Annotated in this window: 20 protein-coding genes; 12 read left to right on the top strand and 8 right to left on the bottom strand. The window is 68.4% G+C overall.

What is annotated here, in order from left to right; translation table 11 throughout:
* Positions 1-56: 56 nt before the first annotated feature.
* The 10 genes from D0Z08_RS27830 (at position 57) to D0Z08_RS27785 (ending at position 11,552) form a co-directional block, all read left to right on the top strand.
* Entirely contained in the window at positions 57-1,247 is a 1,191-nt protein-coding gene (locus tag D0Z08_RS27830) for a multidrug effflux MFS transporter (protein WP_245994583.1), read from the top strand.
* Positions 1,248-1,339: 92 nt separating this feature from the next.
* Positions 1,340-2,668 carry an MFS transporter gene (locus tag D0Z08_RS27825; protein WP_220454404.1) on the top strand — a complete coding sequence of 443 codons (1,329 nt, stop codon included), beginning with the start codon at positions 1,340-1,342 and terminating at the stop codon, positions 2,666-2,668.
* Positions 2,669-2,706: 38 nt separating this feature from the next.
* Entirely contained in the window at positions 2,707-4,317 is a 1,611-nt protein-coding gene (locus D0Z08_RS27820) for an AMP-binding protein (RefSeq protein WP_118928554.1), read from the top strand.
* The gene (locus D0Z08_RS27815; protein ID WP_118928553.1) at positions 4,314-5,483 is read left to right on the top strand and encodes an acyl-CoA dehydrogenase family protein; all 1,170 of its coding nucleotides are present in this window, start codon (positions 4,314-4,316) and stop codon (positions 5,481-5,483) included. Before D0Z08_RS27820 ends, D0Z08_RS27815 begins: the two co-directional genes overlap by 4 nt.
* A 2-nt stretch (positions 5,484-5,485) precedes the next feature.
* The gene (locus D0Z08_RS27810; protein ID WP_182481517.1) at positions 5,486-5,971 is read left to right on the top strand and encodes a MaoC family dehydratase; all 486 of its coding nucleotides are present in this window, start codon (positions 5,486-5,488) and stop codon (positions 5,969-5,971) included.
* Positions 5,964-6,794, top strand: coding sequence for an HpcH/HpaI aldolase/citrate lyase family protein (locus tag D0Z08_RS27805; protein ID WP_118928551.1), 831 nt, complete (start codon positions 5,964-5,966; stop codon positions 6,792-6,794). Before D0Z08_RS27810 ends, D0Z08_RS27805 begins: the two co-directional genes overlap by 8 nt.
* On the top strand, positions 6,794-8,338 hold the full coding sequence (locus D0Z08_RS27800; protein ID WP_118928550.1) for a carboxyl transferase domain-containing protein: 1,545 nt from the start codon (positions 6,794-6,796) through the stop codon (positions 8,336-8,338). Before D0Z08_RS27805 ends, D0Z08_RS27800 begins: the two co-directional genes overlap by 1 nt.
* A 7-nt stretch (positions 8,339-8,345) precedes the next feature.
* Positions 8,346-10,151 (top strand): acetyl/propionyl/methylcrotonyl-CoA carboxylase subunit alpha, encoded by a 1,806-nt coding sequence (locus tag D0Z08_RS27795; protein WP_245994581.1) that lies wholly within the window; start codon positions 8,346-8,348, stop codon positions 10,149-10,151.
* Position 10,152: 1 nt separating this feature from the next.
* Positions 10,153-10,908: a CoA transferase subunit A gene (locus tag D0Z08_RS27790; protein ID WP_118928549.1), complete on the top strand. Its 756-nt coding sequence runs from the start codon at positions 10,153-10,155 to the stop codon at positions 10,906-10,908.
* Positions 10,905-11,552 carry a CoA transferase subunit B gene (locus tag D0Z08_RS27785; RefSeq protein WP_118928548.1) on the top strand — a complete coding sequence of 216 codons (648 nt, stop codon included), beginning with the start codon at positions 10,905-10,907 and terminating at the stop codon, positions 11,550-11,552. Before D0Z08_RS27790 ends, D0Z08_RS27785 begins: the two co-directional genes overlap by 4 nt.
* Here D0Z08_RS27785 and D0Z08_RS27780 read toward each other — a convergent pair.
* The 5 genes from D0Z08_RS27780 to D0Z08_RS27755 form a co-directional block, all read right to left on the bottom strand.
* A complete protein-coding gene (locus D0Z08_RS27780; protein WP_118928547.1) occupies positions 11,542-12,396 on the bottom strand; it encodes a helix-turn-helix transcriptional regulator in 855 nt (284 codons plus the stop codon). The genes D0Z08_RS27785 and D0Z08_RS27780 overlap by 11 nt on opposite strands.
* Before the next feature lie 121 nt (positions 12,397-12,517).
* Complete coding sequence (locus D0Z08_RS27775) at positions 12,518-12,955, bottom strand: nitroreductase family deazaflavin-dependent oxidoreductase (RefSeq protein WP_118928546.1); 438 nt, start codon at positions 12,953-12,955, stop codon at positions 12,518-12,520.
* A gap of 201 nt (positions 12,956-13,156) precedes the next feature.
* On the bottom strand, positions 13,157-13,999 hold the full coding sequence (locus D0Z08_RS27765) for an SDR family NAD(P)-dependent oxidoreductase (protein WP_118928544.1): 843 nt from the start codon (positions 13,997-13,999) through the stop codon (positions 13,157-13,159).
* A 181-nt stretch (positions 14,000-14,180) separates the two neighbouring features.
* A complete protein-coding gene (locus tag D0Z08_RS27760; protein ID WP_118928543.1) occupies positions 14,181-15,035 on the bottom strand; it encodes a mycofactocin-coupled SDR family oxidoreductase in 855 nt (284 codons plus the stop codon).
* Positions 15,036-15,044: 9 nt separating this feature from the next.
* Positions 15,045-15,992 carry an LLM class F420-dependent oxidoreductase gene (locus D0Z08_RS27755; protein WP_220454402.1) on the bottom strand — a complete coding sequence of 316 codons (948 nt, stop codon included), beginning with the start codon at positions 15,990-15,992 and terminating at the stop codon, positions 15,045-15,047.
* A gap of 33 nt (positions 15,993-16,025) precedes the next feature.
* On the opposite strand from D0Z08_RS27755, the gene D0Z08_RS27750 reads away from it, so the two are divergent.
* Positions 16,026-16,463: a universal stress protein gene (locus D0Z08_RS27750; RefSeq protein WP_118928541.1), complete on the top strand. Its 438-nt coding sequence runs from the start codon at positions 16,026-16,028 to the stop codon at positions 16,461-16,463.
* Positions 16,464-16,506: 43 nt separating this feature from the next.
* On the opposite strand, the gene D0Z08_RS27745 is transcribed toward D0Z08_RS27750, so the two are convergent.
* Entirely contained in the window at positions 16,507-17,046 is a 540-nt protein-coding gene (locus tag D0Z08_RS27745) for an NAD(P)H-dependent oxidoreductase (protein WP_118928540.1), read from the bottom strand.
* A 49-nt stretch (positions 17,047-17,095) separates the two neighbouring features.
* On the bottom strand, positions 17,096-17,941 hold the full coding sequence (locus D0Z08_RS27740; protein ID WP_118928539.1) for an SDR family oxidoreductase: 846 nt from the start codon (positions 17,939-17,941) through the stop codon (positions 17,096-17,098).
* A 153-nt stretch (positions 17,942-18,094) separates the two neighbouring features.
* On the opposite strand from D0Z08_RS27740, the gene D0Z08_RS27735 reads away from it, so the two are divergent.
* Positions 18,095-19,051, top strand: a complete 957-nt coding sequence (locus D0Z08_RS27735; protein ID WP_118928538.1) for a helix-turn-helix domain-containing protein — start codon at positions 18,095-18,097, stop codon at positions 19,049-19,051.
* Positions 19,052-19,194: 143 nt separating this feature from the next.
* Here the strand turns inward: D0Z08_RS27735 and D0Z08_RS27730 are convergent, their stop codons facing one another.
* Positions 19,195-19,815: an IS110 family transposase gene (locus D0Z08_RS27730; protein WP_245994579.1), complete on the bottom strand. Its 621-nt coding sequence runs from the start codon at positions 19,813-19,815 to the stop codon at positions 19,195-19,197.
* Positions 19,816-19,941: the final 126 nt, after the last annotated feature.

Genomic DNA, 19,941 nt, shown 5'->3' with positions numbered 1-19,941 from the left:
CTTCCGACGCAACATCCACTCCGACAACGCAGGGGAGCACCCGACAAGTTCAGCTGGTGCTTCTGCTCGGCTCGATGATCGCCATCGGGCCGTTGACCGTGGACACCTATCTCCCGGCCCTGCCACAGATCGGTGACGACCTGGCTGCTAGTGACTCCGCAGTCCAGCTGACGCTGACGGGCATGCTCCTCGGCCTCGGCATCGGCCAGCTCGTGGTTGGCCCCTTGTCCGACTCTTTCGGGCGCCGTCGACCGTTGATCGCGGGACTGTGTGCACACGCGGGTGCCTCGATATTGTGCGCTCTTGCACCCACCATCGCGGTTCTGGCGGTGGTGCGCGTAATGCAGGGACTTTCCTGTGCAGCTGTGGCAGTCGTTGCCGTGGCGATCGTGCGCGATCTCCTCGAGGGCGTCGCCGTGGCGCGCATGATGTCTCGATTGATGCTGGTGATGGGTCTGGCGCCGATTCTGGCGCCGTCTCTCGGAAGCCTCGTCCTGACCTTCACGTCCTGGCGCGGAATCTTCATCGTGCTTGCCGGGATCGGAGTCCTGCTGATCGCACTGGCCACCGTCGGCATCCGCGAGACCCTACCCGTCGAGCGTCGACAGCCGGCGACGATCAGCTCGACCCTGTCGACGTATCGGACCCTGGCGAACGATCGGATGTTCGTCGCCTTGACCCTGATCGGCGGCTTGATGATGGCGGGGATGTTCGCGTACGTCGCCGGTGCGTCATTCGTACTGCAAGAGGGGTACGGACTGGACTCGACGATGTTTGGACTCGTGTTCGGCATGAATGCGGTAGTCCTGGTCCTGACCTGCCAGCTCAACCCACTCATGCTGCGGGTGTTCTCGGTGCGGCAGGTCCTGAGCGGCGCGCTCGTGGCAGAGATGGCTGCAGCTGGCGCCTTGCTGGTGGCGGCGCTCACCGGATGGGGTGGCCTGGCTGCTGTGATCATCTGCATGGCGCTGGTGGTGTCAACAGCGGCTCTGGCGTTTCCCAACACGCCTGCCCTGGCGCTTTCCGATCACGGTGACACTGCCGGGACGGCAGCCGCGGTGTTGGGCTGTGTGCAGTACGGCCTCGGCGGTCTGGTCGCGCCGCTCGTCGGGGCGTTCGGGAGCGCGACTGCCGCGCCGATGGCTGCGGTCATGCTGTGCGCGACGGGGCTCGCCGTCATCCTCATGTTCGGTGTCGTGCATCGCGAGGCACGGCCAGCGCAGACCGTTTCCCACCTACCTCTCTGACCAGCGCCTCTCTGACCAGCGACCAGGTGACGGGCTAGGCACCCACTTTGGGAGGTACCGGTGATCGTGTGACGGTCCCCACACTCATCGGCATGAGCACTCCCACGAGCAACACCTCCATGGCTCGCGTCGCCGCTGCCTCCTTGGCAGGCACCACCATCGAGTTCTATGACTTCCTGATCTACGGCCTCGCCGCAGGGCTGGTCTTCAATGCCGTCTTCTTCCCCGAGTACGGCGGGGCCGAGGGCACCTGGGCCTCGATCGCAACCTTCGGCGTCGCGTTCGTCTTCCGTCCGCTCGGCGCGATCGTCTTCGGCCACTTCGGTGACCGGATCGGGCGCAAGGTGACCCTGGTGACCACGCTCCTGATCATGGGCCTGTCGACCTTTGCGATCGGCCTGCTGCCCAGCGCCACCTCGATCGGCGTCGTCGCGGTCGCCCTGCTGGTTACCCTCCGTGCCCTCCAAGGCTTCGCGCTCGGTGGCGAGTGGGCTGGTGCCGCACTGCTCACGACGGAGCACGCCGGGGCGAAGAAGCGCGGCGCCTACGCGACGTTCCCCCAGCTCGGGCCGAGCGTCGGCCTGATCCTCGCCGCCAGCGTCATGCTGCTCTTCCTCAACACCCTCGGCCAGGACGCCTTCGTCTCGTGGGCCTGGCGGCTGCCCTTCCTGGTGAGCCTGGTCCTTGTCGCCGTCGGCATGTGGGTGCGGCTCAAGATCGCCGAGACTCCGTCGTTCGCGAAGATCAAGGAGCAGAAGGCCGAGGTGCGCCTGCCCTTCGGTGACTGCATCCGCGACCAGTGGCGCCAGATCCTGCTTGGCGCTGGCATCATGTCGACGGTCTTCGCCGCCTTCTACACCGGTGTGGCGTTCCTCCCCGGCTACGGCATCCAGGTCGTGGGCCTGACCTTCAACCAGATCCTCTTCGCCCTGATCATCGCCGGCGCGGTCATGTCGGTCGCGGTCATCGGCTCCGCGATCCTCTCAGACGTGATCGGCCGCAAGGCCGTGCTGATGACCGGCATGGTGGTCGCCCTGGCAGCTGGCCCAATCGCCTTCGCGACGATGGAGCCGGGCTCTTACGGCCGCTACGTGCTCGCGATGTGCCTGCTGCTGGTCGTGCTCGGCGTCAGCTACGGCCCGATGGCGGCGTACCTCCCCGAGCAGTTCCAGGCCCGCTACCGCTACACCGGCGCCGGCCTGGCCTACAACCTCGCCGGCGTGCTCGGCGGCGCACTGCCGCTCGTCATCGGAGACGACCTCATCGCGAAGTGGGGTCCCGAGGGCATCGGCTACTTCCTCACCGTCAACGCCGTCATCAGCGCCGTGTGCCTGCTCATGATGAAGGAGACCAAGGACCGCGCGCTCGACGTCACGAACGAGTCGCCCGTCCCGCTGACGACGGACCCGGCAAACGCGTGAGTCTGGTCGAAGCACCCCAGACGGAGAGAGGACTGATCATGGAGTCGTACGACGCCGGCGAGGTCGGCACTCCCCTGCTCGAGGAGACGATCGGCGCCAACTTCGAGCGCACCGTCGCACGGTTCGGGGACCGGGAGGCGCTGGTCGAGGTCGCCACGGGTCGGCGCTGGACCTACGCCGAGCTCGACCGCGAGGTGGACTCGCTTGCGGTCGGCCTCCGCTCGGCTGGCATCACCAAGGGCGACCGAGTCGGGATCTGGGCGCCGAACTGCGCCGAGTGGACGATGGTGCAGTACGCCGCCGCCAAGATCGGCGCCATCCTCGTCAATGTCAACCCGGCCTACCGCACCCACGAGCTGAAGTACGCGCTCACCCAGTCTGGGGTGCGGCTGCTGATCTCCGCAACGGACTTCAAGACCAGCGACTACCAGGCGATGATCGCCGAGGTCCGCGACGACTGCCCCACCCTGGAACAGATCGTCTTCCTCGGCCAGCCGGAGTGGGACACGCTGCTCGTGAGCGGACGCGGCGAGCGGCTCGCCGACCACTTGGACTACGAACTCAGCCCCAGCGACCCGATCAACATCCAGTACACGAGCGGGACGACCGGCTTCCCCAAGGGCGCCACCCTGAGCCATCGCAACATCCTCAACAACGGCTACTTCACCACCGAGACGATCCATCTCACCGAACAGGACCGGCTCTGTATCCCGGTGCCCTTCTACCACTGCTTCGGGATGGTGATGGGCAACATCGGCTGCACCAGCCACGGGGCCGCGATGGTGATCCCCGGTCCCGGGTTCGATCCCGGCGTGACGCTGCAGACCGTCCAGGACGAGAAGTGCAGCGCCGTGTACGGCGTGCCCACGATGTTCATCGCGATGCAGAACCACCCCGAGTTCGCGTCGTACGACCTCTCGTCGCTGCGCACCGGGATCATGGCCGGCTCGGTCTGCCCGGTCGAGGTCATGAAACGCTGCGTCAACGAGATGCACATGTCCGAGGTGTCCATCGCCTACGGCATGACCGAGACCTCGCCGGTGTCGTGCCAGACACGATCGGACGACGACCTCGAGCGACGCACCAGCAGCATCGGTCGGGTGCACCCCCACGTGGAGATCAAGATCGTCGACCCCGGCACCGGCGAGAACGTCCCTCGCGGCACCCCGGGCGAGTTCTGCACCCGTGGCTACAGCGTGATGCTGGGCTACTGGGAAGACGCGGAGAAGACCGCTGAGGCCATCGACGCCGACGGCTGGATGCACACCGGCGACCTAGCAGTAATGCGGGAGGACGGCTACTGCAACATCGTCGGTCGGATCAAGGACATGGTGATCCGCGGCGGCGAGAACATCTATCCGCGCGAGATCGAGGAGTTCCTCTACACCCACCCCGACGTCGAGGACGTCCAGGTGATCGGCGTACCTGACGAAAAGTACGGCGAGGAGCTGTGCGCCTGGGTCAAGCTGCGGGCCGGCGCTGGGCCGATCGACGCCGAAGCCGTGCGCGCGTTCGCCACCGGGAAGCTGGCCCACTACAAGATCCCGCGCTACGTGAAGGTCGTCGAGGAGTTCCCCATGACCGTGACCGGAAAGATCCGCAAGGTTCAGATGCGCGAGCAGACGACGAAGGAACTGGGGCTGTCATGACCGGATTCGCGCTGTCGCCCGAGCACGAGGACTTCCGGAAGGTCGTCCATGACTTCGCCGAGAAGGAGATTGGCCCGCACGTGGCCGAGTGGGACAAGGCGCACCACTTCCCCGTCGACGTGGTGCAGTCGATGGGCGAGCTCGGGCTGATGGGCCTCACCACCCCCGAGGAGTACGGCGGCGCCGGGGCCGACTTCACCTCGCTGTGCGTGGCGATCGAGGAGATCGGTCGGGTCGACCAGTCGCTCGGCATCACCCTGGAGGCGGCCGTCGGCCTGGGCATCAACCCGATCCTGACCTTCGGCACCGACGAGCAGAAGCAGCAGTGGTTGCCCGACCTCGTGAGCGGCCAGCGGCTGGCGGGCTTCGGCCTCACCGAGCCGGGCGCCGGCTCCGACGCCGGCGCGACGAGGACCAAGGCCGTGCGCGACGGCGACGAGTGGGTCGTGGACGGCAGCAAGCAGTTCATCACCAACTCGGGCTCCGAGATGACCTCGCTGGTCACCGTGACCGCCCGCACCGGCACGCGGGAGGACGGCTCGGCCGAGATCTCCGCGATCATCGTGCCCAACGGCACGCCCGGGTTCATCGTCGAGCCGGCCTACGACAAGCTCGGCTGGCACATCTCCGACACCCACCCGCTGACCTTCACCGGCTGCCGGGTCCCGGCCGAGAACCTCCTCGGCGAGCGGGGCCGCGGCTTCGCGCAGTTCCTGGCCATCCTCGACGACGGGCGGGTCGCGATCGCCGCGCTCGCGGTCGGCCTGATCCAGGCCTGCCTGGACGAGTGCGTCCGCTACGCCAACGAGCGCCAGACGATGGGCGGCCCGATCGGACGCAAGCAGGGCGTCGCCTTCAAGATCGCCGACCTCGAGGTGATGCTGCAGGCCTCCCGCCTGCTCACCTACAAGGCCGCCGCCATGAAGGACAACGGCGCCCCGATGAAGGAGTTCAAGCAGGCCGCCGCCGTCGCGAAGCTCTACGCCACCGAGTCCGCGGTCACCGCCACCCGCATCGCGACCCAGGTCTTCGGAGGCTACGGCTTCATGGAGGAGTACCCCGTGGCCCGGTTCTACCGCGACGCCAAGATCCTCGAGATCGGCGAGGGCACCAGCGAGGTGCAGCGCATGCTGATCGCCCGCGGCCTCGGCCTCCCGGTGGAGTGACCATGACCGAAGAGCGCAAGCGGATCACCCAGCGCGGCCTGTGGTTCGAGGAGTTCGAGGTCGGCACGGTCTACGAGCACCGGCCCGGCCGCACGGTCACCGAGGCCGACAACGTGCTGTTCACGACGCTGACGATGAACACCCAGCCGCTCCACCTGGACCAGGCCGCCAGTGAGCAGCTGCCGCCGTTCCACGACCGGCTGGTCAACTCGATGTTCACCCTGTCGACCCTGGTCGGGCAGTCGGTCTCGCAGCTCACGCTGGGCACGATCGTGGCGAACCTGGGCTTCACCGAGATCTCCTTCCCGGCCCCGGTGCGCCATGGCGACACGCTCTACGGCGAGACCCTGGTCCTGGACAAGCGCGAGTCGAAGAGCCGCCCCGGCGAGGGCGTGGTGACGCTGCAGCACACTGCCCGCAACCAGAAGGGCGAGGTGGTCGCCGTCGCGACCCGGAAGACCCTGGTCCGGATGGCTCCCGATGAGTGACTGGACGCCCGGCCCGGCCTGGCTCTTCTGCCCTGCTGACCGCCCTGAGCGCTACGCCAAGGCCCTGGCCGCCGCCGACGTGGTGATCCTCGACCTCGAGGACGCGGTGGCGCCGGCGAACAAGCCGGCGGCCCGGGACGCCCTCCAGGCCATCGTCGCCGGTGGCACCTTCGACGCGGCCCGCACCGTGGTGCGCATCAACGCCACTTCCAGTTCCGAGCATGAGGCGGACGTGCGCCTGGCCTCCTCCCTGGGTCTGCCCCGCCTCATGCTCGCCAAGTCCGAGGACCCCGCCCTCCTCGCCGCACTCCCGCACGAGGTCGTCGTGCTCGTCGAGACCCCGCTCGGCATCGAGCGGGCCGTCGAGCTGGCCGCGGCCGCGAACGTCGTCGCCCTCATGTGGGGGGCCGACGACCTCGTCGCGGGCCTCGGCGGCACCGGGAGCCGCAAGCCGGACGGCACCTACCGCGACGTCGCCCGCTGCGCCCGCTCCCGCGCGCTCGTCGCGGCGAAGGCGAACGGTCGGCTCGCCCTGGACGCCGTGCACATGGACATCGACGACATCGACGGACTGGCCGCCGAGTGCGAGGACGCGGTCGCGGTCGGCTTCGACGCGACGGTCGCGATCCACCCCAGGCAGGTCGACGTCATCCGGGCGTCGTACTCCCCCGCCGCGGAGCGGGTCGACTGGGCCGAGCGGCTGCTCGCGTACGTCGGCGACGACCGGGGCGTGACCACTTTCGAGGGCCGGATGGTCGACGGCCCGATCTTCCAGCAGGCCGAGCGGATCCTCCGCCTGGCCGCGGCGACAGGAGCCCAGTGATGGAGCACCTCTCCGACCTCGTCCAGGACCTCCGCGACCGGCTCGCCCGGGTGCGCCTCGGTGGCTCCGAGATGGCCCGCCAGAAGCACCACGAGCGCGGCAAGCTCACCGCCCGCGAGCGGGTCGACCGGCTGCTCGACCCAGGCAGCCCCTTCCTCGAGCTGAGCGCGCTGGCCGCCAACGGGATGTACGACGACGCCGTCCCGAGCGCCGGCATCGTCACGGGCATCGGCCGGGTTCACGGCCGCGAGGTGATGGTGATCGCCAACGACGCCACGGTGAAGGGCGGCACCTACTACCCGATGACGGTCAAGAAGCACCTGCGCGCGCAGGCGATCGCCGCCGAGAACCGGCTGCCCTGCATCGCGCTGGTCGACAGCGGCGGCGCGTTCCTGCCGATGCAGGACGAGGTCTTCCCCGACCGCGAGCACTTCGGCCGGATCTTCTTCAACCAGGCCAACCTGTCGGCCCGCGGGGTGCCGCAGGTCGCCGCGGTGATGGGGTCGTGCACGGCCGGCGGCGCCTACGTGCCGGCGATGTCGGACGAGACCGTGATCGTCAAGGAGCAGGGCACGATCTTCCTCGGCGGCCCGCCGCTGGTGAAGGCCGCGACCGGCGAGGTTGTCACCGCCGAGGACCTCGGTGGCGGTGACGTGCACGCCCGCAGGTCCGGCGTCGTGGACCACCTGGCCGAGGACGACGCGCACGCGCTCGAGATCGTCCGGTCGATCGTGGACACCTTCCCGCCCGTCGAGCCCTCCCTCGTCCCGGACGAGGACGTCGAGGAGCCGCTCGAGGCGCCGCTCGAGGCGCCGGCCACGATCTACGACGTCGTACCGACCGACACCCGGACGCCGTACGACGTGCGCGAGGTGATCACCCGCATCGTCGACGGCTCGCGCTGCCACGAGTTCAAGAAGCTCTACGGCGAGACGCTGGTCTGCGGGTTCGCGAAGATCCACGGCTATCCCGTCGGCATCGTCGCCAACAACGGCATCCTCTTCAGCGAGTCCGCGCTCAAGGGCGCGCACTTCATCGAGCTGTGCAACCAGCGCAGGATCCCGCTGGTCTTCCTGCAGAACATCACCGGCTTCATGGTCGGCCGCGACTACGAGAACCGCGGCATCGCCAGGGACGGCGCCAAGCTCGTCACCGCCGTCGCCTGCTCGGTGGTGCCGAAGTTCACCGTCGTCATCGGCGGCTCGTACGGCGCCGGCAACTACGGCATGTGCGGCCGGGCCTACGACCCGCGGTTCCTCTGGATGTGGCCGAACGCGCGGATCTCGGTGATGGGCGGCGAACAGGCCGCGTCGGTCCTGGCGACCGTGCGGACCGACCTGCACAGCGACGAGGAGGTCGAGGCGTTCAAGGCCCCGATCCGCGAGAAGTTCGAGGCCCAGGGCTCGCCGTACTACGCCACGGCACGGCTGTGGGACGACGGCGTCATCGACCCGGCGGAGACGCGGCGGGTGCTGGGCATGGGCCTGGCCGCCGCGGCCAACGTCCCGATCGAGGCGCCGTCCTACGGCGTCTTCCGAATGTGAGGCTCTCGTGAGATCAGTCCTGGTCGCGAACCGCGGCGAGATCGCGCTGCGGGTCTTCCGCACCGCGAAGGCGATGGGCCTGCGCACCATCGCCCTGTACACCGACCTCGACGCCCGCGCCCCGCACGTGCGCGCCGCCGACGTCGCGGTCCGGGTGCCGTCCTACCTCGACGTGGACGCGGTCGTCGCGGCAGCCGTCGAGACCGGCACCGACATCGTGCACCCCGGCTACGGCTTCCTCTCCGAGCGGGCCGCCTTCGCGACCGCCCTGGAGGACAAGGGCATCACGCTGGCCGGGCCGAGCGCCGCGGTGATGGAGCAGATGGGCCGCAAGGACGCCGCCCGCGAGGTCGCGGTGGCCGCAGGGGTCCCGGTGGTGCCGTCGTACTCGCTGGACGACGACCCCTCCACGTTCAGCTACCCGGTGCTGGTGAAGGCTGCCGCCGGTGGCGGCGGCAAGGGCATGCGGGTGTGCCGCTCGGCCGCCGAGTTCCCCGAGGCCGTCGCGGCAGCCCGCCGCGAGGCGGCGAGCGCGTTCGGCGACGACACGATGCTGATCGAGAAGTACGTCGAGTCCGGCCGCCACCTCGAGGTGCAGGTGATGGGCGACGCGCACGGCACCGTGCTGCACCTGTGGGAGCGCGACTGCTCCACGCAGCGGCGGCACCAGAAGGTGCTCGAGGAGGCGCCCGCCCCGACCATCTCCCCCGAGACCCGCGCTGAGCTCACCGCCTCGGCCGTGGCGCTCGCCCAGCAGGTCGGGTACGTCGGCGCCGGGACCGTGGAGTACCTCCTCGACGCCGAGACCGGGGAGTTCTACTTCCTGGAGATGAACACCCGCCTGCAGGTGGAGCACCCGGTCACCGAGGCGATCACCGGGCTGGACCTCGTCGAGCTGCAGCTGCGGGTGGCCGCCGGCGAGCCGGTGGGCATCTCGCAGGAGCAGGTCCGCTCCGAGGGGCATGCGATCGAGGCACGCGTCTACGCCGAGGACGCCTTCGGCGGGTTCCTGCCGCAGGCCGGCAGGGCGACCCAGGTGCACTGGCCGAGCGGTCCAGGCATCCGCGTGGACCACGCGCTGGAGAGCGGGCAGGTCGTCAGCACGTCGTATGACCCGATGCTCGGCAAGGTGATCGTGCACGGGCCCGATCGCGAGTCCGCCCGGCTCGGGCTGGTCGCGGCTCTGGACGGCACCGCGATCCTGGGCCTCACCACGAACACGGGCTTCCTGCGTGCGCTAGCCGCGAGCGCCGAGTTCCGTGACGCCACCATCGACACCGCCTGGCTCGACCGGCACGAGGTGCCGGCACCTTCGCCGGAGCCGGCCCGCCTGGCTGCCGCCTGGGCGTGGTTCGACGCCCACCACACCGCCGCCGGCCCGTACGCCTCGGACGGCTTCCGCCTAGGCTCCCCGCCGAGCCCACCGGTCATCACCTTCGACGAGGATGTCGTGCTGGACAAGCCCCCGGCCGCGGATGCCATCACGGTGGTCCGGGGCGACCGGGTCGAGGTGGTACACCAGGCTCAACGGTTCGTCTTCACCCGGCCCGACCGGGTCAACGACCAGGGACCCGGTGCCGCCGGCGGCAGCGTCGTGGCGCCGATGCCCGGCACCGTCCTGGAGGTGCGCGTCACCGCCGGGCAGGTGATCGCCGAGGGCGACGTCCTGGGCGTCGTGGAGGCGATGAAGATGGAGGTCGCCCTCCGCGCGCCGTACGCGGGGACCGTGGTGTCCGTCGGCGCGGCTACCGGCGACCAGGTGTCCCTGGGCGCTCGGCTCTTCGAGGTCGAGCCTAGCGACGGAGAGGGCTGAGATGGACAAGGTATTCGGATCTGCCGCGGAGGCGGTCGCCGACGTCGGTAGCGGCCGCACCCTCGCCGTGGGCGGCTTCGGCCTCTGCGGGATCCCGTCAACCTTGATCGAGGCACTTCTCGAGGCTGGCGTGGACGACCTCGAGCTGGTCTCCAACAACGCCGGCGTCGATGACTGGGGTCTGGGACGCCTTCTCGCGGCCGGACGGCTGCGTCGGATCATCGCGTCGTACGTCGGGGAGAACAAGGAGTTCGCGCGGCAGTACCTCGCTGGCGAGCTCGAGGTGGAGTTGACGCCGCAGGGCACGCTCGCCGAGCGGATGCGCGCGGGCGGCTCCGGGATCCCGGCGTTCTTCACCGCCACCGGCATGGGCACCCAGGTCGCCTCCGGCGGTCTTCCTTGGCGGTACGACAGATCCGGCAACGTGGTGGTCGCGTCCCCGCCGAAGCAGACTCAAGAGTTCGACGGCACCGAGTACTTGCTGGAGCGGGCGATCACCGCGGACTTCGGGCTGGTCCGCGCCTGGAAGGGCGACCGCCATGGCAACCTCGTCTACCGCGACTCCGCGCGCAACTTCAACCCGTTGGCCGCGATGAGCGGTCGGGTCACGATCGCGGAGGTGGAGCATCTGGTGGAGCCGGGCGAGATCGACCCGAACCAGGTCCACACGCCGGGGGTGTTCGTGCAGCGGGTGGTGCTGCTGACCCCGGAGCAGGCAGCGACCAAGCGGATCGAGAAGAGGACGGTGCGGGCGTGAGCTGGAGCCGGGAGCAGATGGCGGCGCGGGCGGCGAGCGAGCTGGCCGACGGCATGTACGTGAACCTCGGCATCGGGCTGCCGACCCTGGTGCCGAACTACGTGCCCGACGACGTGGAGCTGGTGCTACAGAGCGAGAACGGGATCCTCGGTGTCGGCGCCTACCCCCTTGCCGGAGACGAGCACCCGGACCTGATCAACGCCGGCAAGGAGACCGTGACGGTGCGGCCGGGTGCGAGCTTCTTCGACTCCGCCACCAGCTTCGGGATGATCCGGGGCGGCAAGATCGACGCCGCGATCCTCGGCGCGATGCAGGTCTCCCGCCATGGCGACATCGCCAACTGGATGATCCCCGGGAAGATGGTCAAGGGCATGGGCGGCGCGATGGACCTCGTGCACGGCGCCCGCAAGGTCGTGGTTCTCATGGAGCACGTCGCCCGCGACGGCTCCGCCAAGATCGTCGAGGAGTGCAGCCTGCCGCTGACCGGCCTCCGCGTGGTGCAGCGGATCATCACCGATTTGTGCGTCCTCGACCTGGTCGACGGCGAGGTGGTGCTGGTCGAATTGGCGCCCGAAGTGACCCTCGAGGAAGTCAGGGCCAGGACGGAACCGCCGCTGAAGGTGCATCTCGCCGTCAGCGGATGACGCCCGCCTCGCGGGCGGCGACGATCGCCTGCACCCTGTTGTTGACGTCGAGCTTGCGCATCGCCGACTTGAGGTAGGACTTCACGGTGTTCGGCAGCAGGCCGAGCCGCTCTGCGGCGTCCGCGTTGCTGCAGCCCGCAGCGACCTGCTCCAGCACCGCGGTCTCCCGCGGGGTCAGGAAAACCGTCGGCTGACGATGCTGCGGGACCGCGTGGTCCGGCGCCACCCGCTGATGCAGTGCCTGCAGACGGGCCCTAAGGCCATCGTCGAAGACCTCCCCCGCCAGCGCGGCCAACTCATTCGCGATCTCCCGGAGCTCGCCCTCGCTGAGTGCCGGTGGCTCGTTCGGCGTGGGAGCCGCGAGCTGGCGCAGCCGCCGGTTGAGCTCCTCCTGGACGGCCAGCTCGCGTTCGAGTTCGCCGAGCCGTGGCGCCAGCGCGTCGAGCCAGCGGTCCCCGAGCTCGAGCGGCCTGCGGTTGCCGAGGTAGACCACGTACTTCGGAGCGTTGCCGACACGGACCGGCAGTGCCGCCACTGTGCGGAGGCGCTCCTGCTCGACCGCGTGGTCGTAGACGTGAGTGATGCCCTGGGCGGCGAGGTAGTCGCGCACCAGGGCGGGCCGGCCCAGCAATAGTGTCTTGCCCCCGAGGCCGGCGCCGCTGGTGATGATCAGCCCGGACAGGGAGCGGGTCAGTCCGCCGCTGATCTGGAGGATCGTCATCGCCCGGCCGTCAGGATTCACCTTCGCCCCGAAAGCCATGTCGATCCCGGCCCGGGCGCGCAGCGTGGCGAGCGAGCGAGCGATTGCGTTCTCGGCGCCGGCCTCGGCCTGCCCTGCCTCCATGTCCTTCACCTGCCTAGCGTGATGTCCGTCACAGTACTCGCGCGATCGGGCGCCACTACCTCCTTCCGAGGTTAGGGACGCGCGCTGATGTGAGTCGCTGAGACCCGAGGCTGATCAGCCGTCAGGACAGCGGCTCGAGGAGCATGACCGGGATCTTTCGGGTTGTCGCCGCCGCATACTCGGCGTAGTCGGGGAACGCGTCGACGGCACGCGCCCACCACGTCTCCCGCTCCGCTCCGTCGAGCTCGCGTGCGGTGTAGTCCTGGCGCACCGCGCCGTCTTGCAGCTCCACCAGCGGCGACGCCAACATGTTGTGGTACCAACCGGGGTGGGTGGGGGCGCCACCCACCGAGGCCACGGCGGCGTACCGCCCCTCATGCTCGACGCGCATGAGGGGCGTCTTGCGCAGCTTGCCGCTGCGCTTGCCGCTCGTGGTGATGATGACGACCGGCAGGCCGAGCAAGGTATTTCCCTCGGCGCCCTGCGTCTTCTCGAACAGCTCGACCTGGTCGCGGGCATCAGGCCACGCACTGGGTTCATAGTCGCCGGTCAACGGCATGGGGGTTTCCTTTCGGGGAGTTGCTCACAGCTAGCGACGCCGGAGGCGCCGCCAACAGGGGGTACGAGGCTCCGGCCTGGTTAGCGAGCCAACGTGCAGTCGCTGCGCCGATCCCGCTGCTCGCACCGGTGACCACGGCGACCGAGTCGGTGGCTCTCGATGACATGTCAGTGCACTTCCCTCGGCTGTTGACTGCATGGATCAGGCGTCGCGGGCGAGGGTCGCCGACAGCTCGCGGTAGGCATCCGCCTGGGCGAGGAGGAGCTCCGCCTTGGCCTCGACTGCCTCGACCGCGTCCGAGCCGGCGACGAACCGCAGCGGCGGCTCATCCTGATCTGCAAGCTGGACCAAAGCGGCAGCGAGCTTGGCAGGGTCGCCGGCCTGTTGTCCATCCATGCCCTTCCAGGCTTCCACCGTCGCGGTCGTGCGCTCTGCATAGTCCGCGATCGAGGGGGCGGCGTACTGCGTGGACAGCGGGGACAGCAGCTCGGTTCGGAAGAAGCCAGGCTCGACGAGCATCGTGCAGATTCCGAACGGGGCTACCTCGGAAGTCAGGCTCTCCATGAATCCCTCCACGCCGAACTTCGAGGCGGCGTAGGCGGTCATGAAGTCACCTGCCGCGCTGATGCCGGCGGTCGAGGAGATCGTGACGATCGTGCCGGAGCGTTGGGACCGCATCACCGGCAGGACGGACCGGGTCACGTTGACCGGGCCGAACAGGGTGGTCTCGATCTGCGCCCGGAAGTCCCCGGGGGTGATCTCCTCGAAGAACCCGGCCTTGAAGCTGCCGGCGTTATTGACCAGCACGTCGATGCGCCCGAATCGGTCGACGCTCGCCTCCACGGCCGCATCCGCGGCGGCGGGATCGGTGACGTCGAGCTCAACCGCAAGCAGATCGTCGTGCGCGCCGAGCGCGGCCGTGACGCTGTCGGTCTTCCGGGCGGTGGCCACCACCACGTGTCCGGCCGCGAGGGCGGCCTTGGCGATGTCGACGCCCAGTCCGCGTGCGGCGCCGGTGACGAACCAAACCTTCTTCTCGCTCATGCGAGTGATCTCCTCGTCTGGGTGGATCTTGGGATGTCCACTGCGTGGTCGCGGTGACTTCCTCTACGGAACCAGGCGGACCGGAGCTGGAGGAGTCCCTGTTGAGGGGGTCACTGATAGTGACCCCCTAGACGCGGCACTCCGTCCGGAGATGGACCCGACTGCTGCGTCCTGGGATCTGTCAGTGCGACCACGACGGAGTGCTGTTGAAGCCCGGCAGCACCAGGTGTCCGTCATCCACGGGCATGCCGACACCGGTGACGCGCCGGGCGTCGTCCGAGGCCAGGAACACCACGGTCCCGCTGATCTCGCCAGGCTCGATCAGTCCATCGATGACGTGCCAATGATGAGAGTTCTTCTCGTGCTCTTCGCGCGTTCCACCCTGGTGGCCGGACGTCTGGTCGTAGGTCCCCTGCCAGTCGGTCATCGGCGTGTCCACGAAGCCAGGCATGATCGCGTTGATCCGCACACGATGGGGGCCGAGCTCCACCGCTGCGGTCCTCACCAGTCCCAGGACCCCGTGCTTGGCCGCGGTGTAGTGGGCGGAACCGGGGTTCGCTTCGACGCTGTTGACCGACGCGGTGACCACGATCGAACCTGATCGTTGCTCGATCATGACCGGGCAGACGGCCTTGAGGACGCGCCACACCGAGGTCAGGTTGACATCGATCATGTCCTGCCACACATCGTCCGACAGCGTCCAGAAGTCTCCGCGCGAGTAGATGCCGTGGTTGACGACAGCGATGTCGATCGCGCCGAACTCGGCCGTTACGTCCTCCACGGCGGACGCGATCTGGTCTGGGTCGCGCATGTCAGCCTTGCGACTCCAGACCTTGGAGCCGTGCTCCTCGAGCTCCATGTGGGTGCGCGCGAGGTCATCCTCGGTCGCCATGCCGTACGGAACGGTCGCGATCTGCTCACAGATGTCGACCAGAGCCACGTGCGCTCCCTCGGCAGCAAGCGCATGTGCGTGGCTCCGCCCCTGGCCCCGGGCCGCGCCCGTCACCAGAGCGACTCGTCCGTCCAGCTTGCCCATCGCGTTCTCCTAGATGTGTGCCAGGACGCGGAGGACGGCGATGCGGTCCGGGTCATCGCCAAGCACCTGGAAGGCCACGTGATCGGCGCCGGCAGCGCGATGCTCCTTGACCCGCGCTGCGATCGCATCGACGTCGCCCAGAGCAAAGAGCGCGTCGATGAGACGGTCGCTGCCGCCGTGGCTGAAGTCGTCCGCGGTGAATCCTGACCGCAGCCAGTTGTTGGTGTAGTTGGGCAGCTGTAGGTAGTACTCGATCGAGGAACGCCCTATCGCGCGTGCGGCATCCAGGTCCGGCTCGAGGATCGCGCCGAGCTCGGGGGCCAGGAAGGCGTCGCCGAGCAGCTCGCGCGCCTGGGCAGTGCTGCGCGTCGACACGCGGTAGGGGTGGGCGCCCATCGTCCGCTCCGCTGCGAGCTCGAGCATCTTCGGCCCCAGGGCTCCGATCAGTCGCCGCGAAGGCGGAAGGGGATCCGCCTGGGCGTCAAGCTCGTCGAGGAACAGTTTGGTCTTGGCCAACGGCTTGCTGTACTCGACGTTCATCAGCTGCTCGACCAGCGGCGCGTGACTGATCCCAAGCCCGACATAGAGACGACCCGGGTGACGTTCCTCGAGGTGGTGCCAGGCCCGCGTCACGGTCTCCGGCGTCTCTGCCCAGAGGTTGACGATGCCCGTCGCCACCGTGATCCGCTCTGTGGCATCCAGGACCTTCTCGATCACGTCGAAGACGCCGGGCTCAACTCCGCCCGCTATCCAGACCGTGCCGTACCCCAGGTCCTCGCTTTGACGGGAGACGTTAATCAGCACGTCGCTCGGCAGATGTCGCAACAGCCACACGCCGAGGTCCCCGAAGATACCTGACGGTGTGTCGTTGCCACTCGGTGTCACAGAAATATAATACGTAACCGTTCGGAACTTACAAGTGAACATCGTGCATAATGCTGAATCACACTGGTTCAACGGAGCACTCGACGCCTCAACAAGGAGCAAGCCATGAGCGACGTCATCGTTGCCGGGGTAGACGGAAGCCCGACCGCCGCGGACGCAGCACTGACCGCGGCCCGGATCGCGCGGGCGCTGGACGGCGAGTTGCACGTCGTCTGCGCCTACGAGAAGTTCGAGATGGACGCCGTTGAGTCCGACGGTCGGGAGTACGTGTTCTCGACCGAGGAAGCGGCGCAAGGCCTGGCGGAGGAGACGCTCCGCACGCTCAGGAATCGGTATCCCGATCTGCGCGGTCTCGCCACCGCATCGCGCGGAAAGCCTGCCGAGTCGCTCCTGCGCTCGGCCGAGGATGCGACGGCCACGATGATCGTCGTGGGCAACAAGCGAGTCCAGGGGGTCGGCCGCATCCTCGGCAGCATCGCGAACGAGGTCGCCCAGAAGGCACACTGCGACGTGTACATCGCCTACACCCATAGCCGGGACTGATGGCTGGCGACGGACCCGCGTCGCCCGGACGTTCCTCGGGTCGTCAGGCGGCGAAGGAGGCGAGCAGTTCGTGGTACTCCTTGGCGGCCATGGACAGGTCCTCCTCGGAGAGGCCGAAGGCGGTGCCGTACAGCGTGATCATCGGCTGGATGTCGAACTGGCATAGCCGCAGCGTCGCGCCCCAGTTGCTCAGGAGGGCCTCGAGGGTCGTCCCGTTCTGCCCTTCGGGGGTGTAGTACTCCGCCGGGACGCCGGCGGTGACGGCGACGATGGCCTTCTTGCCGGCCAGCTGCGAGGGTGAGCCGTCCATGGTGAAGGCCCAGCCGAGGGTGAAGACCTGGTCCTGCCACTGCTTCAACAATGGGGTGGTGTTGTACCAGTACACCGGGTGCTGGAAGACGATCACGTCGTGCTCGGCGAGCAGAGCCTTCTCGGCGGCGACGTCGATCTTGAAGTCCGGGTAGGTGGCGTAGAGGTCATGCACGGTGACGTTGGCCAGATCGCGGACGGCGTCCACGAGTGCGGAGTTGGCCGTCGACTGGGACAGATCGGGGTGACCGACAACAAGAAGAACCTTGGACATGATGAGAAGACCTTTCGGTGATGAGGGGTTGGGATCTGCGAGGTACTGCTCAGGTGCGGGCGTCGTCGTACGCCAGGCTGTCGCCGAGCTCGCGTGAGGCCTCGGCCTGGGCGAGGAGCTCCTTCGCCTTGGCTTCGACCGCCCCGATGGCGTCCGCTCCGGCGATGAAGCGTCGCGGTGGCTTGTCCTGGTGGGCGATGGTGAGCACAGCGCGGGCGAGCTTGGTGGGGTCGCCGGGCTGCTGGCCGTTCATGCTCTTCATGCCCTCGATCCTCGGCGCGGTCCGGGGCGCGTAGTCGTCGATGGCTAGTTCCGGCCAGTTCGTGGAGCCGTCCCCAAGGAACTCCGTGCGGAAGTAGCCGGGCTCCACCGCGGTGGTGTGGATGTTGTACGGCGCGACGTCGTGGTGCAGCGACTCCATCCAGCCTTCCTCCGCGAACTTGGAAGCGGCATAGGCGGAGGTGAACTCCGTGCCGACTAGTCCGGCAGTCGAGGTGATGGTGATGATGTGCCCGGCGCGCTGCTTCCGCAGGACGGGGAGGACAGCGCGGGTGACGTTCATCGGGCCGAAGAGGTTGGTCTCGAACTGCTGGCGCATCTGCGCGGGTGAGATCTCCTCGAAGTAGCCGGTGAAGAGGTTTCCTGCGTTGTTGATCAGGACGTCGATGTGGCCGAAGCGGTCGATGGCGGCCCTTACGGCGGCCTCGCCGTCCTCCGGGCGCGTTACGTCAAGCTTCGTGACCAGCAGGTTGTCCTGGGATCCGCCAAGGATCGTCTCGACCTGTTCGGGGCGGCGACCAGTGGCCACCACCTGGTGACCGGCGGCGAGGGCCTCAAGGGCGATGTCCTTGCCCAGACCGCGTCCGGCGCCAGTGACGAGAATGACCTTGCTCATGGGCTTTCCTTTCAGGCGCCGTATCCGACACCCGGTGTGTACGTGGTGGCGCACCTCAAGAGAACCCGCTGTCGCGGGAGCGTGGGAGTCCCGGATGAGGGGGTCACTCACAGGGACCCCCAATCCGGCAGAAGCGCTCGTAGTGTGGGACGTATGGCAGACAACGACCCTCACGGCAGTCAGCGCGACATCCGCGAGGACTTCCGCGCGGAGATCCGGGAATTCCTCGGAACGCGGCGGGCCAGGGTCACCCCCGAACAGGCCGGACTGCCGCTCTACGGCGGAGAGCGCCGGCGGGTTGCCGGTCTGCGTCGTGAGGAGGTCGCGCTCCTCGCGGGCATCTCCAGCGAGTACTACACCCGGCTCGAGCGCGGCAACGCCACCGGCGTATCCGAGAGCGTGATCGAAGGGATCGCGCGCGCACTACAGCTCGACGCGGCGGAGCGGACCCACCTGCTCGACCTCCTGCGCGGCGCCGCCACGACCCGTCCCCCGCGCCGCCGACCGGCCGGGCAGCACGTACGCCCCCCGGTGCAGCGCGTCCTCGAGTCGATGACCGGCACGCCCGCTTTCGTCCTCAGTGGACGAGGGGACATCCTGGCCGCCAACCACCTCGGGCGCGCGCTGTACTCGCCGGTCTACTCCGACTCGGTGCGGCCTCCCAACAACATCCGGTTCGTCTTTCTCGACCCGCAGGCAACCGACTTCTTCCGCGAATGGGACCAGGTCGCCAACGACTGCGTCGCCATGCTGCGCGCCGAGGCCGGCCGCGATCTCTACGACAGGCGCCTGACCGACCTTGTCGGGGAGCTCTCCACTCGCAGCGACGATTTCCGTCGCCGATGGGCCGCTCACAACGTCCGGCTGCACACCACCGGTGTCAAGCTCCTCCGCCACCCCGTCGTCGGCGACCTCGACCTGCCATTCGAGACCTTCCCGCAGGGCGCGGACCCCAGCCAGGTAATGCTCATCTACACCGCCGAGCCCGACTCGCCGTCGCAGGACGCGCTGAACCTGCTGGCGAGCTGGGCTGCTGCCAATGACGACATCGAGCGGTCCGCGCTGGCCAGCGACCCCCTGCCGGCCGACCCTGCCGAGATGCCCGACTGATCGACGAGCCGAGCGCACCGATCCGCGGACAGTTCCGGTGAAGAAGCACAATCCGGTATCGAAGCAACGACGTCAGCTGCCCCAAGTTGAGGCACTTCAAGCGCGACAGCGGCATCGACACCGACAACTCCGGAACAGCCCGGCTACCAGCCGACCGCTCGAATGGAGCCACATCCCATGAGCGCACCTCCAACAAGCGCAAGGCGCTTCAAGGTCCGGTCCCGACGTCCTGCGTCGCGGGTGTCGGAGCCGCATTGCAGGCCGCGTCGCGCGATGACGAATGAAGGCCCTCTTCGCCGGCGTTCGTCATGGTGCGCCCACGGTTCGCACGCCGCAGTGATCGCCTGGTCGAGCTCGGCCAGTGACTGCTCGACGCGGTCGAGCCGGTCCAGGATCGATCTGGCCAACTGCGGGTGGTTGGCGTCGAAGTGGCCCTCCAGTGGTTGGGCGAGGTCGGGGATCTTCTTCCGCATCCGGCCCTTAGCCATCTCGGCCAGCACCCGGGCGTCGGTCTCGCCGTCGATCATCGCCGCCACTATCGCCCGCGCCGAGGCCGTCTTCAGTGACGAGGCGACCGTGGACAGCTTGATCGAGGCGTCCTCCAGCATCAGCTTCAGCCGGACCATCTCCCGGGTCCGATCGCCCATCAGCTGCACCCGGTACCGGGTCAGCATCCGCAGGTGTCGGATCTGCGGTGGCGGCACGAACGAGGGCGTCAGCAGCCCGTGCTCGAGCAGCTGGGCGATCCACTCCGCGTCCCCCACGTCTTCTCCGAACTAGAAAATGATCTGGGAAGGCTGCTTGCCGGCGGGGGTCACTGATGGTTCCGGAGGTGGTGCGGGTCGGAGCTGGTGCGGCCGGCGGTGTCGGCGAAGCTGGGGGTGCCGAGG

The sequence above is a fragment of the Nocardioides immobilis genome (assembly GCF_003515065.1).
Lineage (GTDB): Bacteria > Actinomycetota > Actinomycetes > Propionibacteriales > Nocardioidaceae > Nocardioides > Nocardioides immobilis.
Note: the sequence above shows the minus strand (reverse complement) of the source record. Positions and strands in the feature narration are given on the sequence as shown.

Coding starts and splice junctions, on each gene's coding strand:
- D0Z08_RS27825 (WP_220454404.1), top strand. CDS start 1,340: ATGAGCACTCCCACGAGCAACACCTCCATGGCTCGCGTCGCCGCTGCC.
- D0Z08_RS27820 (WP_118928554.1), top strand. CDS start 2,707: ATGGAGTCGTACGACGCCGGCGAGGTCGGCACTCCCCTGCTCGAGGAG.
- D0Z08_RS27815 (WP_118928553.1), top strand. CDS start 4,314: ATGACCGGATTCGCGCTGTCGCCCGAGCACGAGGACTTCCGGAAGGTC.
- D0Z08_RS27810 (WP_182481517.1), top strand. CDS start 5,486: ATGACCGAAGAGCGCAAGCGGATCACCCAGCGCGGCCTGTGGTTCGAG.
- D0Z08_RS27805 (WP_118928551.1), top strand. CDS start 5,964: ATGAGTGACTGGACGCCCGGCCCGGCCTGGCTCTTCTGCCCTGCTGAC.
- D0Z08_RS27800 (WP_118928550.1), top strand. CDS start 6,794: ATGGAGCACCTCTCCGACCTCGTCCAGGACCTCCGCGACCGGCTCGCC.
- D0Z08_RS27790 (WP_118928549.1), top strand. CDS start 10,153: ATGGACAAGGTATTCGGATCTGCCGCGGAGGCGGTCGCCGACGTCGGT.
- D0Z08_RS27780 (WP_118928547.1), bottom strand. CDS start 12,396: ATGGAGGCAGGGCAGGCCGAGGCCGGCGCCGAGAACGCAATCGCTCGC.
- D0Z08_RS27775 (WP_118928546.1), bottom strand. CDS start 12,955: ATGCCGTTGACCGGCGACTATGAACCCAGTGCGTGGCCTGATGCCCGC.
- D0Z08_RS27765 (WP_118928544.1), bottom strand. CDS start 13,999: ATGAGCGAGAAGAAGGTTTGGTTCGTCACCGGCGCCGCACGCGGACTG.
- D0Z08_RS27760 (WP_118928543.1), bottom strand. CDS start 15,035: ATGGGCAAGCTGGACGGACGAGTCGCTCTGGTGACGGGCGCGGCCCGG.
- D0Z08_RS27750 (WP_118928541.1), top strand. CDS start 16,026: ATGAGCGACGTCATCGTTGCCGGGGTAGACGGAAGCCCGACCGCCGCG.
- D0Z08_RS27745 (WP_118928540.1), bottom strand. CDS start 17,046: ATGTCCAAGGTTCTTCTTGTTGTCGGTCACCCCGATCTGTCCCAGTCG.
- D0Z08_RS27740 (WP_118928539.1), bottom strand. CDS start 17,941: ATGAGCAAGGTCATTCTCGTCACTGGCGCCGGACGCGGTCTGGGCAAG.
- D0Z08_RS27735 (WP_118928538.1), top strand. CDS start 18,095: ATGGCAGACAACGACCCTCACGGCAGTCAGCGCGACATCCGCGAGGAC.